Consider the following 14,794-nt stretch of genomic DNA (forward strand, 5'->3'; position numbering starts at 1 on the left):
AACCGGGGGTGGCCTCCTCGGCAGCCAACGCCGCCAAATTCGTTCGGTCTCGACAAGACCGGTTACAATTTCACTTTCTTGCTCTTGCCGTCGCTCTCGTTGTGCATGCGGTCTACAGCCGTCACCACATAGACATACTCGCGAGTACCCCGTTTATAGGGGAGCAGGCAGCGGGTATCGCGGGTCACCGTCACCAGATGAGAGGTATCGTAGAGGTTAATCTTCTCGCTCGGGGTAAAACGATAGACACAGAAGTAAATCTGTTTCTGCATCTCGTCTTTGGTCTCCTTGCGTTTCCATTGCAGCTCGTAACCGTCGGGGGTCCACTTGGCCTTGAGCCCCTTCACCTCGGCCGGAGCCTTGCTGTCGATAAAGGTATAAGCCGGGATAAGGGCAGGTACGGCGTGGTAGTAGTTGCGCAAGTCGTCGGCTATACCCTTGTAATTCTCGAGCAACGAGTAGCCCGGCCAGAAACAGTTGCCCCCCACGTGGTCGAGGTAGCGGCTCAACTGCATCTTGTGGTTCAACTGTGTGTAGATGGGATTCACGTCGGTAGCATTCATGGTGCGCACCACATCCTGCCCGATATAGAGGTGCCGGCCGTTGGCATGGTTGTTCCACCAATAGATAAGCGTCTCGACACAAGCCGCCTTGTGGCCGATCTCCCAATAGAGTTGCGGCAACATGTAGTCCACCCAACCGTTACGGGTCCACAGCAACACATCGGCATAGAGCTGGTCGTAGTTCTGCAAGCCGTTGGTCGCACTGCCGTCGGGGTCGCTCTTCTGGTTACGGTAGATACCGAAGGGGCTGATACCGAAGCGCACCCAGGGTTTGCGCGTCTTGATAATCCCGCTCAACTCCTTGATGAGCAGGTTCACATTCTCGCGACGCCAGTCACCCCGCTCCATACCGTTACCATAGCGGGCGTAGCTGTTATCGTCGGGGAACTCGCTGCCGGCAATAGGATAGGGATAGAAATAGTCGTCCATGTGGATGGCATCGACATCGTAGCGAGTCACAATATCGTCGACCACCCGGCCGATAAACTCGCGGCACTCGGGCAATCCCGGGTCGAAATAGAGCTGTTTACCATATTGGACGAACCACTCGGGATGCTTGTAATAGATGTGCGACGGTGCCAGCGGCTCGGCTCCGACCGTCCCCACCCGGTAGGGATTGAGCCAGGCGTGCAACTCCATATTGCGGGCATGGCACTGGTCAATCAGATATTGCAGCGGGTCCCACATAGGGTTGGGAGCCACCCCTTGCTGCCCCGTGAGATATTTGCTCCACGGCTCCAACTGCGAGGGATAGAAGGCGTCGGCCGTAGGGCGCACCTGAAAAATCACCGCATTGATACCGATGTGCTGGAGACTGTCCAACATCTCATTGAAATAGCGCTGCATGGAATCCCGGTCCATATCGCGGTAACGGCTCTGCCCCACCGTATGAATCCACGCTCCACGGAACTCCCGTTTCGGGTGCTCGTCGGCCCGTACCAGGCTGCCTCCGAGGCAAACGAGCAGCAGTAGCGATAAATAAATTTTAAGTTTCATTGTCTTGAATTTTGTTTTTGTGCCAAAGATAATGCAAGCCGAGAGCAAAAACAAATTTATTTGTGCTTTGCCGAGGCGCAGCCTGTCTTCGGGTCCCAACGGAGCCAAAGAGGCGCAGCCTGTCTTCGTCCACAACAGGGGCAAAGAGGACGCAGGCAGCAAGTCGAAAAGTCCGTGAAGAGCGTACGGTACAGATAAGAATCAGTACGATTTTACACCTTTTACAAACCTTGTGCCTGCTTTTTCGAAAAAATAAGAATCGTTGTATTTGAGTCACAACGACTTCGTATTATATTTGCAACGTAATCTCACTAAAATACACAAGACCTATGAAGAAATTACTTATTATGGCCTGTATTGCCGCCGCCTCGATCATCGCTTTACCGGCTGTTGCTCAAAACACGACCGACAACAAAGCGAAAACCGAGTGCTGCAAAAAGGAATGCAATAAGAAAGAGTGCAAATGCACCGATTGCAAATGCAAAGAGTGTAAAGGGAATTGCCAAGCGGGCAAGTGCACCAACTGCACCGGCAAAGAGTGCAAGGCAAACTGCCAGAAAAAATGCCAGTCGAATGCCAACTGCTGCAAACAGAACGCCAACTGCAAACAAAACAGCAACTGTGGCAAACAAGCTCCTTGCAAAACCAACTGCAAAAAAGCCAACACGCCCTGCTGCAAACAGGAGAATGCCAAGAAATAATTCGATAGATCGAATACGACTAATCGAGGGCTGTGTCGAGAGCGAAAATCGACACGGCCCTCTTTACTTCTATCCCCGGTCGTCATGCCGCGCCTACCGCTCAACTTCGTAGACAGGAAACAGCATTCGAATGACAGTCGAGTCCCTAATCCTCCCACAGGTCTACACCAGCCAACGAACAACGAGTGCAAAAAAGCCGGCGAATCTCTTAAATAATATTAAGTTCGCCACGCTTCTATTGGGAGTAACCAAAAGATAGCTACCTTTACATCGAATTTTTATACGCTTATTTGTATGATATTAGTACTGAACAAAGTTCGATTTTCCATCGTTCGAGGTAACGCATCGCCTACCTCGCCCACGGTGTATGTCCACTGGTTCAGCGGGTTCATTTGAGCCATTCCCCTTCTATAAAGGGAGTAACGGCACCGCTATCGGCACAACTCCCGACCGGGGCAAGCACCTCGCCCCAGACTCAATCAAACTCTATATTACAATCATTGCAGCCAGGTAACCCTCGGCATATACGGCCGACGGAGAAGTGCTGCACAAAAGCGTGTACAACTATGTTTCGCATTCTCATCTTACTCGCCATAGGCATAGGCGTAGGGATGCTCCTGCGGGGACGCTCCTGCGTAAAGGCTACGAAATGGGGCATTCAGGCCACCGTATGCCTGCTGTTGTTTGTTTTCGGTATTTCGATAGGGTCTAACCGCGACCTCATCGACAACCTGTACCGGTTTGGCTGGCAAGCTCTGGTCATTGCCTGCCTGGGCGTAGTCGGCAGCATCGTGGCTGCCCGGGCTGCCCAACGGCTCTTCTTCAAGAAAGGAGGTAAACTATGAAAGAGAATCTGCTCATTCTGGGATGTTTCGTGGCCGGTATTGCGCTGGGACTTTCAAACCAGGCACCCGACTGGCTGCACGGGCACGACCTGCCTATGATTATCCTCTCGCTGCTCATCCTGCAAGTAGGCATCAGTCTGGGCAGTGCCACCGACTTGCGCCAGCTGGTCCGCTCGCTCAATCCTCGCATGTCGCTGCTGCCCCTCTTTACCATCGCCGGCACCCTGCTCTTCTCGGCCATAGGGGTATTGCTGCTGCACGGGCGTAACCTCAGCGACTGCCTGCTCGTGGGGAGCGGGTTTGGATACTACTCGCTCTCGTCGGTGCTGATTGCCGACCTCAAGAGTGCAACCCTCGGCGTGCAGGGCGCTACCGAACTGGCTACCGTGGCTCTGCTTGCCAACGTCATACGCGAAATGATTGCCCTCTTTGGCACTCCTACGTTGGCCCGCTGGGGCGGACGACTGGTGCCTATATCGGTGGCCGGCATCAACTCGATGGATGTGTGCCTGCCCATGATTGTACGCAATACCACACGAGGCGAAGAGCTCATACCCATCGCCGTTCTGCATGGTATCGTACTCGAGGTGAGCGTACCGATCCTCATCAATGCCTTTTGTTGAAACGGCTGGTCGCGACAACGATTTGGTCCTGCCTATACCCACTTGCTCACTGCGAACAGGTGGGGCTCTTTTATTCCTCCCGGCACCGTCAAATGTCGAAAACTTCGTTTTCCATTTGCCTCTGCGCTCGCCTTTCACTATCTTTCCAGAAGAAAGGAGGCGGCTCGGCACTGTCAAATGTCGAAAACTTCGTTTTCCATTTGCCTCTGCGCTCGCCTTTCACTATCTTTGTACCCCATATATTTAATAAAGTAGAGAGATGAAAATAGAACAAATCATATCCGATGCCGCCGCCAAGGCCGTGAAAGCCTTGTATGGAGTCGACGCGGCCCCCGGGACGACCAATCCCCAGAAGACGAAAAAAGAGTTCGAAGGCAACCTTACCCTCGTGGTCTTCCCCTTCTTGAAGGCCTCGCACAAAGCTCCCGAAGCTACGGCTCAGGAGATTGGCGAATACCTGAAGGAGCATGAACCTGCCGTTGCCTCGTTCAACGTAATCAAAGGGTTCCTCAACCTGGTTATCGCTCCGGCGTTCTGGAGCGAGATGCTGCACCACATCGACGAGGAGGCTCAATTCGGTATCCGCCAGGCTGCCCCCGATGCTCCGCTCATCATGGTCGAATACTCTTCGCCCAACACCAACAAGCCGCTGCACCTGGGTCACGTACGTAACAACCTGCTGGGATACAGCCTCTCGAAAATTCTGCAAGCCAACGGCAACCGGGTGGTGAAGACCAACATCGTGAACGACCGGGGTATCCACATCTGCAAGTCGATGCTGGCCTGGGAGAAGTGGGGCAACGGCATCACGCCCGAAAAGGCCGGCAAGAAGGGCGACCACCTCATCGGCGACTTCTACGTGCTCTTCGACAAGCACTATAAGGAGGAGCTCAAAGAGCTCGAGGCCAAGGGCATGACGGCCGAAGAGGCCGAAGCCGCATCGCCCCTCATGCAGGAGGCTCGCGAGATGCTGCGCAAATGGGAGGCCGGCGACCCCGAAGTACGTCGGGTTTGGGAGATGATGAACAACTGGGTATATGCCGGATTCGACGAGACGTATCGCCGTCTGGGTGTAGACTTCGACAAGATCTATTACGAGTCGCAGACCTACCTCGAAGGGAAGGCCAAAGTGCTCGAAGGTCTCGAAAAGGGGCTCATGTTCCGCAAGGAGGACGGCTCGGTATGGGCCGACCTGACGAACGAGGGCCTGGACCAGAAACTGCTGTTGCGCAGCGACGGCACCTCGGTCTACATGACCCAGGACATCGGCACGGCCCAACAACGCTTCAGGGACTTCCCCATCGACAAGATGATCTATGTGGTGGGTAACGAACAAAACTACCACTTCCAGGTTCTCTCCATACTGCTCGACCGGCTCGGCTTCAAATGGGGTAAAGACCTGGTGCACTTCTCCTACGGCATGGTAGAGCTGCCCGAGGGCAAGATGAAGTCGCGCGAAGGTACGGTAGTCGATGCCGACGACCTGATGGACGAGATGATTGACACCGCCCGCGAGACCTCGGCCGAACTGGGCAAACTCGACGGCTGTACCGCCGAAGAGGCCGAAGAGATTTCGCGCATCGTAGGCCTGGGTGCCTTGAAATACTTTATCCTGAAGGTAGACCCCCGCAAGAACATGACTTTCAACCCCAAAGAGTCGATCGACTTCAACGGCAACACGGGGCCCTTCATCCAGTATACCCACGCCCGCATCTGCTCGGTGATGCGCAAGGCTGCCGAAGCCGGTATCGACTACCACAGCGTAGATACCAGCCACGTAGAGCCTACCGAGAAAGAGATTTCGCTCATCCAGCACCTGGCCGACTTCCCCTCGGTCGTAGCCGAGGCCGGTCGCATATATAGCCCCTCGCTCATTGCCAACTACGTGTACGACCTGGTCAAGGAGTACAACCAGTTCTACCACGACTACGCCATCCTGCGCGAGGAGGATGCCCGGGTACGGGCCTTCCGCCTGATGCTCTCGGCCAACGTGGCCAAGGTCATCAAGACCGGTATGGGTCTGCTCGGCATCGAGGTGCCCGACCGTATGTAAAGAACAACAACCTTTTAAAACCAGACAGATATGGAAAACTCGTATGATTCGTATAAATCGACAGCCACCTCATCGGTGTTGTCGACCGTGATGCGCAAAGTATATGTGCGCATGTTCCTGGCTCTCGTGGTGACTGCCTTCACGGCACTCTACGTAGCCTCGTCGCCCGCCTTGCTGACCACCATTCTGGGCAGCCGGGCCATCTTCTTCGGCCTGATGATTGCCGAGCTGGCTGTCGTGTTCGTCCTCTCGGGCATGCTCCACAAGCTCAGCACTGCTACGGCCACCCTGCTCTTCTACCTCTACGCCATACTCAACGGCGTGGTATTCTCGTCGATATTCGTGGTGTATGAGTTGGGCTCCATCGCCTACACCTTCTTCATCACGGCCGGTGTATTCGGTGCCATGAGCGTGTACGGCCTGGTGACCAAAAACGACATGACCCGATTCGGCAGCTACTGCGTGATGGCCCTCTTCGGCCTCATCATCGCCACGGTAGTAAACATCTTCGTAGCCAGCAGCACCCTCGACTGGATTATCAGCTTCGTGGGGGTAGCCCTCTTTATCGGCCTCACCGCCTGGGATACGCAGAAAATCAAAAACGCAGCCTACGAAGTAGAGCCCTCGCAAATGGGCAAACTGGCCACCATCGGAGCCCTGTCGCTCTACCTCGACTTTATCAACCTGTTCCTCTATCTGCTCCGCTTCTTCGGCCGCAGCAACGATTAAGGGAACAACCTGAACAAGCTATCTAAACAGACACGATATGACACAACCCTTTTTCATCTACAATACGCTCGACCGTAAAAAGGAGGAGTTCAAACCGCTGAACCCGCCCTATGTGGGCATGTATGTATGCGGTCCCACCGTCTACGGCGACGCGCACTTGGGACACGCCCGTCCCGCCATCACCTTCGATGTGCTGTTCCGTTACCTCAAGCATCTGGGGTATAAAGTGCGCTACGTGCGCAACATCACCGACGTGGGTCACCTCGAAAACGATGCCGACGAAGGCGAAGACAAAATCGCCAAGAAGGCCCGCCTCGAGTCGCTCGAGCCGATGGAGGTGGTACAATATTACCTCAACCGCTACCACAAGGCCATGGAGGCCCTCAACGTGCTGCCCCCCAGCATCGAGCCGCATGCCTCGGGACACATCATCGAACAGATCGAATACATCAAGAAGATTCTCGAGGCCGGCTACGCCTACGTGAGCAACGGCTCGGTCTACTTCGACGTGGTGAAATACAACAAAGACCACCACTACGGCAAACTGTCGGGCCGCAACATCGACGACCTGCTCAACACTACCCGCGAGCTCGACGGGCAGAGCGAGAAGCACAACAGCTTCGACTTCGCCCTCTGGAAAAAGGCAGCCCCCGAGCACATCATGCGCTGGCCTTCGCCCTGGAGCGACGGCTTCCCCGGCTGGCACCTCGAGTGCTCGACCATGAGCACCAAGTATCTGGGCGAGGAGTTCGACATCCACGGCGGCGGCATGGACCTGCTCTTCCCCCACCACGAGTGCGAGATTGCCCAATCGGTAGCCGCACAGGGTCACGAAACGGTGCACTACTGGATGCACAACAACATGATTACCATCAACGGGCAGAAGATGGGCAAGTCGCTGGGCAACTTCATCACCCTCGACGAGTTCTTCACCGGCAACCACAAGCTGCTGCAACAGGCCTACTCGCCCATGACCATACGCTTCTTCATCCTGCAGGCCCACTACCGCAGCACCGTCGACTTCAGCAACGAGGCGCTGCAAGCCTCTGAAAAGGCTCTGCAACGCATGCTCGAGGGTTGGAACAACCTGGCCAAAATCACGCCGAGCGACACCTCGACGGTCGATGTCAAGGCTATCCGCGAGCACTGCTACGAGGCCATGAACGACGACCTGAGCACGCCTATCGTCATCTCGCACCTCTTCGAAGCGGTGAAGATCATCAACACGGCGCTGGCCGGCGAGGCCAAACTGACGGCCGACGACATCGCCCACCTGAAGGAGACCTTCTCGACCTTCCTCTTCGATATCATGGGTATCCGCGAGGAGGCCAAGGCTTCGGACGAAGGTAACGAGGCTTACCACAAAGCCGTAGACCTGCTGCTCGACGTACGTAAGGAGGCCAAGGCCCGCAAGGACTGGAGCACCTCGGACTACATCCGCGACAAGTTGACCGAAATCGGTTTCGAAATCAAAGATACCAAAGAGGGCGTGGAGTGGAAACTGAAATAACCGCACGCTCGACCGAACAAAATAATAACGCCCGGGGCCGTTGCCCCGGGCGTTATTTGTATAGCATCGTCGTGGAAGAGAGGCGCGGCACCGAAGCCGCTCCACCCCACGCGCCTATTTCTGCATTTCGGCCACGAACTCGTTGGCCTTGGCCACCGCCTTGGTGATGTGGTCGCAGATGTGGTCGTCGCCGATGAGGCGGTCGATATTGGCCTTTTTCAGCGTCTCGTGTACCTGGGGATTGACACCCGAGAGAATCACATGTATCTTCTCCTTCTGCGACGAGGTAATCAGAATCTCGAGGTTGTGCAGGGCCGTGGAGTCGATGAAGGGCACCTTGCGCATGCGGATGATGCGCACCAGCGGACGGTCGGCCATACTGCGCATCAGCTCGTCGAACTTGGTGGCGATACCGAAGAAGAAGGGGCCTTCGATTTCGTACACCTCTACTCCCGGGGCCACCTTCAGCACCTCGTGCTGATTCGACTCGGTGCCGTGGGCAATGTCGAGCTCGTCGTGGAATACCGAGATTTTGGTCGTCTCGGTCATCCGGCGCAGGAAGAGCACTACGGCCAGCAACAGACCTATCTCGATGGCAATTGTCAGGTTGAAGATGACGGTGAGCAGGAAGGTGATGATGAGCACCGATACGTCCGACTTGGGGTTCTTCAGCAGCGATCGCACCGTGCGCCAGCCGCTCATGTTATACGAAACCACAATCAGCACACCGGCCAGGCACGACATGGGCACCAGCCGGATAAGCGGCATGAGGAAAAGGAATATCAGCAGCAACACCACGGCGTGTATCATGCCGGCTACCGGGGTACGGCCGCCGTTGTTGATGTTGGTCATGGTGCGGGCAATGGCACCGGTCACGGGGATACCGCCGAAGAAGGGCACCACGATATTGGCAGCCCCCTGGGCTATCAGCTCGGTGTTCGAGTTGGTCTTGTCGCCGGTCACACCGTCGGCCACGGTAGCCGAGAGCAACGACTCGATAGCCCCCAGCACGGCGATGGTAAAGGCCGGGGAGAGGAGTTGGTTGATGGTATCCATGTTGATATTGAGCGACTGCGGCTCGGGCACTTCGCTGCTGATGTTGAAGCGGTCGCCAATCGTCTCGATACCCTCAATGCCCCAGACATTACGGAGGATATAGACCAGTACCGTCATCAGGATAATGGCCATGAGCGAACCCGGTATCTTGTTGGAGATACGCGGCGTATAGGCGATGATGAGGATACTGAGCACCCCGATGCCCAGCGACCAGAAGTTGGTGGTATCGATGTGCTGGAAGTAGGCAATCCACTTCGATATGAAGTCGGCCGGCACACTCTCCATCGTGAGCCCCAGCAGGTCCTTTATCTGTGTGGCAAAGATGGTGAGGGCGATACCGCTGGTGAATCCCACCACAATGGGATAAGGTATAAACTTGATGATGGTTCCCAACCGGAAGCAGCCCATGAGCACCAGAATCAAGCCCGCCATGAAGGTAGCGATGGCCAACCCCTCGAGACCGTAGGTCTGTATGATGCCGTAGACAATGACGATAAAGGCACCGGTAGGCCCGCCTATCTGCACGCTGTTACCGCCCAGAAACGAAACCAGGAAGCCACCGATGATGGCTGTAATAAGACCCTTTTCGGGCGACACCCCCGAGGCGATACCAAAAGCGATGGCCAATGGCAGTGCCACGATGCCCACGATGATACCGGCCATGAGGTCTTTCAGAAATCTCTCTTTGGAATAGCTGGCCAACGAAGCCACGAACTTCGGGTGAAAATCCAATCTGCTTTTCATCTTTCTTTACCTATATATAATACCTGTTATTATCCTCTTTTTCTCAACAGAGGTCACTCGATAGCAACACCGGCAAGCCCGGCAAAAGTGCGACTCAAGCGAACCGGCATTCGCGCCGGTTTGAAAAACAGCGGCAAAATTAACTCTTTTTTATGATTCGAACGGTATGTTTGTTGAAAAAAATTAAAATAGAAAAGGGGGCGATAACTCGCGGATGGTCGACCCGACGAGCCTTGCCCCCTGAAGGGAAAAGATAGTTACTACGCGATAAAATGCTTAATAGATAATGAGCAGACCCTTTTGAGCCGTACCTTCGAGGAGTACCAGATAGGTACCGGCCGTAAGAGTATCGGTCGAGAGGGTATCGCCCTCGGCCCGCAACGACTGGCTATCGACCAGCATACCGTTCACCGAATAGATGTCGAACCGACCGGTGCAACCGGCGTTGACCCGGCTGCCCTGCCTGACCGGATTGGGCGAAAACAACAGGTTGTCGACCTTGACCGAGGCAATGCCCGACGTGCTGTTGTCGACCAGCGAAAGAGTGTTGGTGCTCTGGGCCAGGTTGAGCAGAGGTACCTCGGCGCTCAACGGAGCATAAATCTCGAGGCTCGAGCGCAACATCTTGCCCTCGGCTACGGCGGCCAGTTCCTCGGCATTCATACCCGAGCGCCAGAAGAAGAGCTGACGGTACTGAGCCTCTGCGGGGGCTGCACTTCCACCCAAGGCAAAGCGTTTCACCACGAGTTTCTCGGCCAACTGTCCGGCATGGACACCGTCGACATAGAGCTGGGTCATACCCCAAGCATAGTAGTGGGTGAGCGAAACGGTGTGCCAGCTACCGGCCGTGAAGGCTACGGTCGAAACAATCTCCCCACCCAGCGGCGAGCGATAGACCAGGTTGCCGCTCTCGTCGACGACGAGGCGACCCATACCGCTTTCGTTCTCGAACGAGGCCAGTGTACCGGCCGAAGCGGCATTCACTTCGAACGAGAGGGTGAAGGGGTGCACGATATTTTCGGGCGTGAATTCGACATGTTGCGTGGCAGCAGCCGTGCCCAGTTCATAGGCCGTGCTCTCCTGACGCTGCGGGGCCTCCTTGCCGGCATCGAGGGCATCAAAGAGCGAAGGTACGATGGCGTAGGAGAACTCGCGGTGACCGTCGGAGTTGGGGTGAGCGCCATCGCTCTCGATGGCTTTGACCCAGCGGCCCGAACCGTCGTCGACAGCACCCAGCATGTTGACCGAGGGAACCGTCCATTGCTGGATGGTGAGGTTGAGGTTTTTCAAAATCTCGTAGTCGTCGGCATTGAAACCGGCATTGGCATAGTTGTTGGCCATGACGGGAACGATGCCTACCGAATCGGCCTGACGGATGAGCTGCTTCATGCCCTTCTCGTAGTTGATGGCCGCCTGTTGGGTGGGAGTGCCGTCGTTGCGTTCGTTACCGAGCGAGAGGCCGTAGAAGACGTAGCGGCCGCAGTCGCGCAGCAAGTCGCGCTCCCAACGGTCGAGCACCATCTGGGTCGTGTTACCGCCTATCGAAATGTTGGACGAAATCCAATCCCGGCCGATACCCTGTTGAGCCCGTTGCTCCAGCAGGTCGGCATACATGTAGGCATAGCCGTAGTTGTTGGTAGCGCCGGTACCGTAGCATACCGACGAGCCCATGAACGAGATCTTATACTCGTCAATCTCCTTGCACGACTCGGGATAGGGTTTCTCGATGTCGGGACGCTCCATCGGTTCGTCGGTCTCGTGAATCTCTATCTTGTCGATGTTGGGTCCGCTGTTGCGGCACGACTCGGTAAACGAAATGGTGTTGAGCCCCTTGTCGAGCCAGACAAGTACCGAAGTTTCGGCCGTGGGCAGTTGGTCCCAGCCTCCTTGCGATTTGTTCACGTTGATATAGATTTTGGCGTAGTTGTTGGTCTGAATATCGAGGGGACGGCCCATCGGGTCGTTGGTAAATATCTTCAATTCGTAGGGACCCTCTTCGGGAATATCGATACAGGTGAACTGCAGGGCCGAGTTGGTATCCTTGTTGAAGTCGCCCACGTAGCGGTCGTTCGACATGCCTTCGAGCGTCTTCACCTTGAGGGTACCCGACAGGTGGGCATACTCGGCCTCCAGCACGATGGGGAAACCCTCGTGAGGCACGGGCAGCGGCGCCTCGGTCGTCTCGAGAATCTCGAACTTGTCGAGGTTGGGTCCGCCCGACGTCGTGGGATAGGGAGTAATCTTGATGTTGTTCTTGCCGGCAGCCATATAGACGAGCACGCTCGTGGTCTCGGCCGGCGGCGTATCCCATTTGGCCGTGCCCTTTACCGAGCACTCTACCTCGGGGTAGTTGTTGACCTTGACGGTGAAGCGGCGCGTACCGTTGCAGTTGAAATAGGTTTTGAACTCGTAGGTCCCGGCCTCATCCATCTCGACATCGTGAAAGAAAAGGTAGCTGCCGGGATCGTTGCCTCCGACATATTTGCCTCCCGAGAAGCCATCGACCGACTTGACTTTAGCCGGAGCATGAACCGAGTCGGCATTCTCGGCCTCCAAGACAACAATCTGATTTTGTGCGCACAAGCCAACAGCGGCACACAAAGAGAGGAGCAGAATCCCCGCTTTTTTCTTGAAGTAAAACTGGTTTTTCATGTGAATATACTATTATTATAATAATAAGGATTTCAAGCACTACTATTGTGACACAAAAAGAGAGTCCTACCCTTAGCCCCGACAGCAAAATTTTTTTATTCGTTCTGTCGAGACGGACCATCGGCCACACCTGCCACTTGCACGAAAGAGTCTCAGCTTCACACCCCCCAAAAACAGACACACCCCCAGCCACGGCCTTTTGTCCGTGACAGGGGGTGCGATAAAAGTTGCTATCTGTACAGGCTATGTGCAACGGGTCCGACACTCGAAACCCGAGGCTCGAGCCGTTATCAGAGTTTCTTGGTATAAGCCCGACGGCGCTTGTGCTGATGACGCTCGAAGTATTGCCACTGCGACTGCACCTTCTCGTTCTCCTCGAGTTCGGGATTGCTCTCGGCATACTTGTACCCGTTGCGGATAAAGACCGGTATCAAGTCGGAGAAGAGAAGAGCATTGACACCCTTGCTCTGATAGTCGGGGCGCACGGCCACCAACAACAGGTCTACGACATCGTTCTTTCCTTTCAAAGCCTTGAGCAAAGGGACAAACCCGAAGGGGAAGAGGCGGCCTCTCGATTTCTGCAATGCTTTCGACAACGACGGCATAGCAATACCCACGGCCACGAGATCGTCGTGCTCATCGACAATAAGCGTCACATTCTCAAGGCGCAACACCGGGATATACATGTTGACGTAGTAATCGATCTGCCGTTGCGAGAGTGCCGAATAACCGTAGAGTTCGGCATAGGCATCGTTGATAAGGTCGAAAATCTTCTGTCCATATTTTCCCTTATGAATCTCCGACACCTTTTTGAACTTGAGGATACGCAGATTGTACTTGCGCTGCACGATGTCGCTGATGCGTTGGTGCTTCTCGGGCACACTCTCGGGCACCTTGATTTTATACTCGACCCAGTCGACGGCCTTCTCATATCCCATACCCTCGATGTGGTCGACATAGTAGGGATAGTTGTAAATCGAAGCCATGGTACCCAGCTGGTCATATCCCTCGACCAGCAGCCCTTCGGGGTCCATATCGGTAAACCCGAGGGGACCGTGAATTTCGTTCATTCCCTTGGAACGGGCCCAATTCTCCACGGCGTCGAAGAGCGCCTTGCTCACCTCGCGGTCGTCGATAAAATCGACAAAACCGAACCGAGCTGCCTTCTCGCCGGTCTTTTCGTTGACTTTGCGATTGATGATACCGGCTATACGTCCCACGGGCTTACCGTCGCGATAAGCCATGTAATAGACCGATTCGCAAAAGTCGAATGCCGGATTGCTTTTTGCACTCAACGTGCCCACCTCGTCCAGGACCAGTGAGGGCACATAATACTCGTTGCCCTCATACAAATCGATCGAGAACTTGACAAAATTCTTTAGAGCACGATTCCCGGCAATTTCCTTAATTGTGATTGACATGATGTTTATAATTTCAGCAATTTATTCCTATGCGCTTGCCTCCGCTTCTACTCCTTGATTCCGTAGGCAAGGTCGCCCGCATCGCCCAGCCCCGGCACTATGTAGGAGTGGTCGTCGAGCTGGTCGTCTATGGCTCCCACCCACAAGGTCGTGTCGTCGGGGAAATGTTGTTTCACATAATCGATGGCCTGCCGACTGGCAATGACCGAAGCCACATGCACGCTCTTGGGGGTACCTTTGGTAAGCAATGCCTTGTACGACAACTCCATGGAACCACCGGTAGCCAACATGGGATCGGTGATGACGAGTACCTTGCCATCGAGACGAGGCGAGGCAATATACTCGATGAAGATGTCGAAATTGAGTTTGTCCTTGTATTTACGATACGCCGATACAAAAGCATTTTCGGCATCGTCGAGACAACTGAGGAATCCCTGGTGGAACGGGAGACCGGCTCTCAAGATCGTAGCCAGCACCACCGTATCGTCGGGCAGATTGACCCGTGCGGTTCCCAGCGGGGTGGTTACCTCTTTTTCGGAGTAATGGAGGCGATGGCTTATTTCGTAAGCCATGATTTCGCCAATGCGCTCGAGATTCCGACGAAACCGTATCCGGTCATTCTGAATGTTCACATCCCGTAATTCGGCCATGAACCGGTTTACTACCGAGTTTTTCTCGGCAAAATTGATAACTTCCATACTTTTCTGTTTTTTGCCGAAGAGCAAAAGTACGTATAAATTTTGTTTTAGAAAATTATAAATTGTTTTTTCTCCTGTTTGCCCTAAAAAAAGCTCCTTTTTGCTATGCCGGCATAGCGATTCGGGGTATATTTGTAATAAATACAAACAATTAGCGAAAATTTTCTTTAATTACATCGCTACTTGTGGAATTTGTTTTTAAT

Annotated in this window: 11 protein-coding genes; 6 read left to right on the forward strand and 5 right to left on the reverse strand. The window is 54.6% G+C overall.

Annotated elements, in window-relative coordinates; genetic code table 11:
- Positions 1-62: 62 nt before the first annotated feature.
- Positions 63-1,559, reverse strand: a complete 1,497-nt coding sequence (locus NW211_RS02965) for a glycoside hydrolase family 10 protein (RefSeq protein ID WP_258326861.1) — start codon at positions 1,557-1,559, stop codon at positions 63-65.
- Positions 1,560-1,888: 329 nt separating this feature from the next.
- Here NW211_RS02965 and NW211_RS02970 point away from each other — a divergent pair, with 329 nt between their 5' ends.
- From NW211_RS02970 to cysS, 6 genes are all read left to right on the forward strand, one after another.
- The gene (locus NW211_RS02970) at positions 1,889-2,260 is read left to right on the forward strand and encodes a hypothetical protein (protein ID WP_258326862.1); all 372 of its coding nucleotides are present in this window, start codon (positions 1,889-1,891) and stop codon (positions 2,258-2,260) included.
- A gap of 566 nt (positions 2,261-2,826) precedes the next feature.
- Positions 2,827-3,105 carry a lysine exporter LysO family protein gene (locus tag NW211_RS02975; protein ID WP_258326863.1) on the forward strand — a complete coding sequence of 93 codons (279 nt, stop codon included), beginning with the start codon at positions 2,827-2,829 and terminating at the stop codon, positions 3,103-3,105.
- Positions 3,102-3,728 (forward strand): lysine exporter LysO family protein, encoded by a 627-nt coding sequence (locus NW211_RS02980; protein WP_087407953.1) that lies wholly within the window; start codon positions 3,102-3,104, stop codon positions 3,726-3,728. The genes NW211_RS02975 and NW211_RS02980 overlap by 4 nt, the downstream gene beginning before the upstream one ends.
- A gap of 259 nt (positions 3,729-3,987) precedes the next feature.
- Positions 3,988-5,781, forward strand: coding sequence for an arginine--tRNA ligase (gene argS, locus NW211_RS02985; RefSeq protein WP_258326864.1), 1,794 nt, complete (start codon positions 3,988-3,990; stop codon positions 5,779-5,781).
- Positions 5,782-5,811: 30 nt separating this feature from the next.
- Positions 5,812-6,510: a Bax inhibitor-1/YccA family protein gene (locus NW211_RS02990; RefSeq protein WP_258326865.1), complete on the forward strand. Its 699-nt coding sequence runs from the start codon at positions 5,812-5,814 to the stop codon at positions 6,508-6,510.
- Between the two features lie 37 nt (positions 6,511-6,547).
- Positions 6,548-8,020 (forward strand): cysteine--tRNA ligase, encoded by a 1,473-nt coding sequence (cysS, locus tag NW211_RS02995; RefSeq protein ID WP_087407950.1) that lies wholly within the window; start codon positions 6,548-6,550, stop codon positions 8,018-8,020.
- Positions 8,021-8,134: 114 nt separating this feature from the next.
- Here cysS and NW211_RS03000 read toward each other — a convergent pair whose 3' ends face one another.
- The 4 genes from NW211_RS03000 to upp form a co-directional block, all read right to left on the reverse strand.
- The gene (locus tag NW211_RS03000; protein ID WP_087407949.1) at positions 8,135-9,820 is read right to left on the reverse strand and encodes a SulP family inorganic anion transporter; all 1,686 of its coding nucleotides are present in this window, start codon (positions 9,818-9,820) and stop codon (positions 8,135-8,137) included.
- Positions 9,821-10,096: 276 nt separating this feature from the next.
- Positions 10,097-12,472, reverse strand: a complete 2,376-nt coding sequence (locus NW211_RS03005) for a GDSL-type esterase/lipase family protein (RefSeq protein WP_258326866.1) — start codon at positions 12,470-12,472, stop codon at positions 10,097-10,099.
- A 290-nt stretch (positions 12,473-12,762) separates the two neighbouring features.
- Positions 12,763-13,893 carry an N-acetyltransferase gene (locus NW211_RS03010; RefSeq protein WP_258326867.1) on the reverse strand — a complete coding sequence of 377 codons (1,131 nt, stop codon included), beginning with the start codon at positions 13,891-13,893 and terminating at the stop codon, positions 12,763-12,765.
- Between the two features lie 47 nt (positions 13,894-13,940).
- Positions 13,941-14,591 carry a uracil phosphoribosyltransferase gene (gene upp, locus NW211_RS03015; protein WP_087408044.1) on the reverse strand — a complete coding sequence of 217 codons (651 nt, stop codon included), beginning with the start codon at positions 14,589-14,591 and terminating at the stop codon, positions 13,941-13,943.
- Between the last annotated feature and the right edge of the window lie 203 nt (positions 14,592-14,794).

Origin of the sequence: Barnesiella sp. ET7, assembly GCF_024733785.1 — a bacterium.
GTDB lineage: Bacteria > Bacteroidota > Bacteroidia > Bacteroidales > Barnesiellaceae > Barnesiella > Barnesiella merdigallinarum.

Coding starts and splice junctions, on each gene's coding strand:
- NW211_RS02965 (WP_258326861.1), bottom strand. CDS start 1,559: ATGAAACTTAAAATTTATTTATCGCTACTGCTGCTCGTTTGCCTCGGA.
- NW211_RS02970 (WP_258326862.1), top strand. CDS start 1,889: ATGAAGAAATTACTTATTATGGCCTGTATTGCCGCCGCCTCGATCATC.
- NW211_RS02975 (WP_258326863.1), top strand. CDS start 2,827: ATGTTTCGCATTCTCATCTTACTCGCCATAGGCATAGGCGTAGGGATG.
- NW211_RS02980 (WP_087407953.1), top strand. CDS start 3,102: ATGAAAGAGAATCTGCTCATTCTGGGATGTTTCGTGGCCGGTATTGCG.
- argS (WP_258326864.1), top strand. CDS start 3,988: ATGAAAATAGAACAAATCATATCCGATGCCGCCGCCAAGGCCGTGAAA.
- NW211_RS02990 (WP_258326865.1), top strand. CDS start 5,812: ATGGAAAACTCGTATGATTCGTATAAATCGACAGCCACCTCATCGGTG.
- cysS (WP_087407950.1), top strand. CDS start 6,548: ATGACACAACCCTTTTTCATCTACAATACGCTCGACCGTAAAAAGGAG.
- NW211_RS03000 (WP_087407949.1), bottom strand. CDS start 9,820: ATGAAAAGCAGATTGGATTTTCACCCGAAGTTCGTGGCTTCGTTGGCC.
- NW211_RS03005 (WP_258326866.1), bottom strand. CDS start 12,472: ATGAAAAACCAGTTTTACTTCAAGAAAAAAGCGGGGATTCTGCTCCTC.
- NW211_RS03010 (WP_258326867.1), bottom strand. CDS start 13,893: ATGTCAATCACAATTAAGGAAATTGCCGGGAATCGTGCTCTAAAGAAT.
- upp (WP_087408044.1), bottom strand. CDS start 14,591: ATGGAAGTTATCAATTTTGCCGAGAAAAACTCGGTAGTAAACCGGTTC.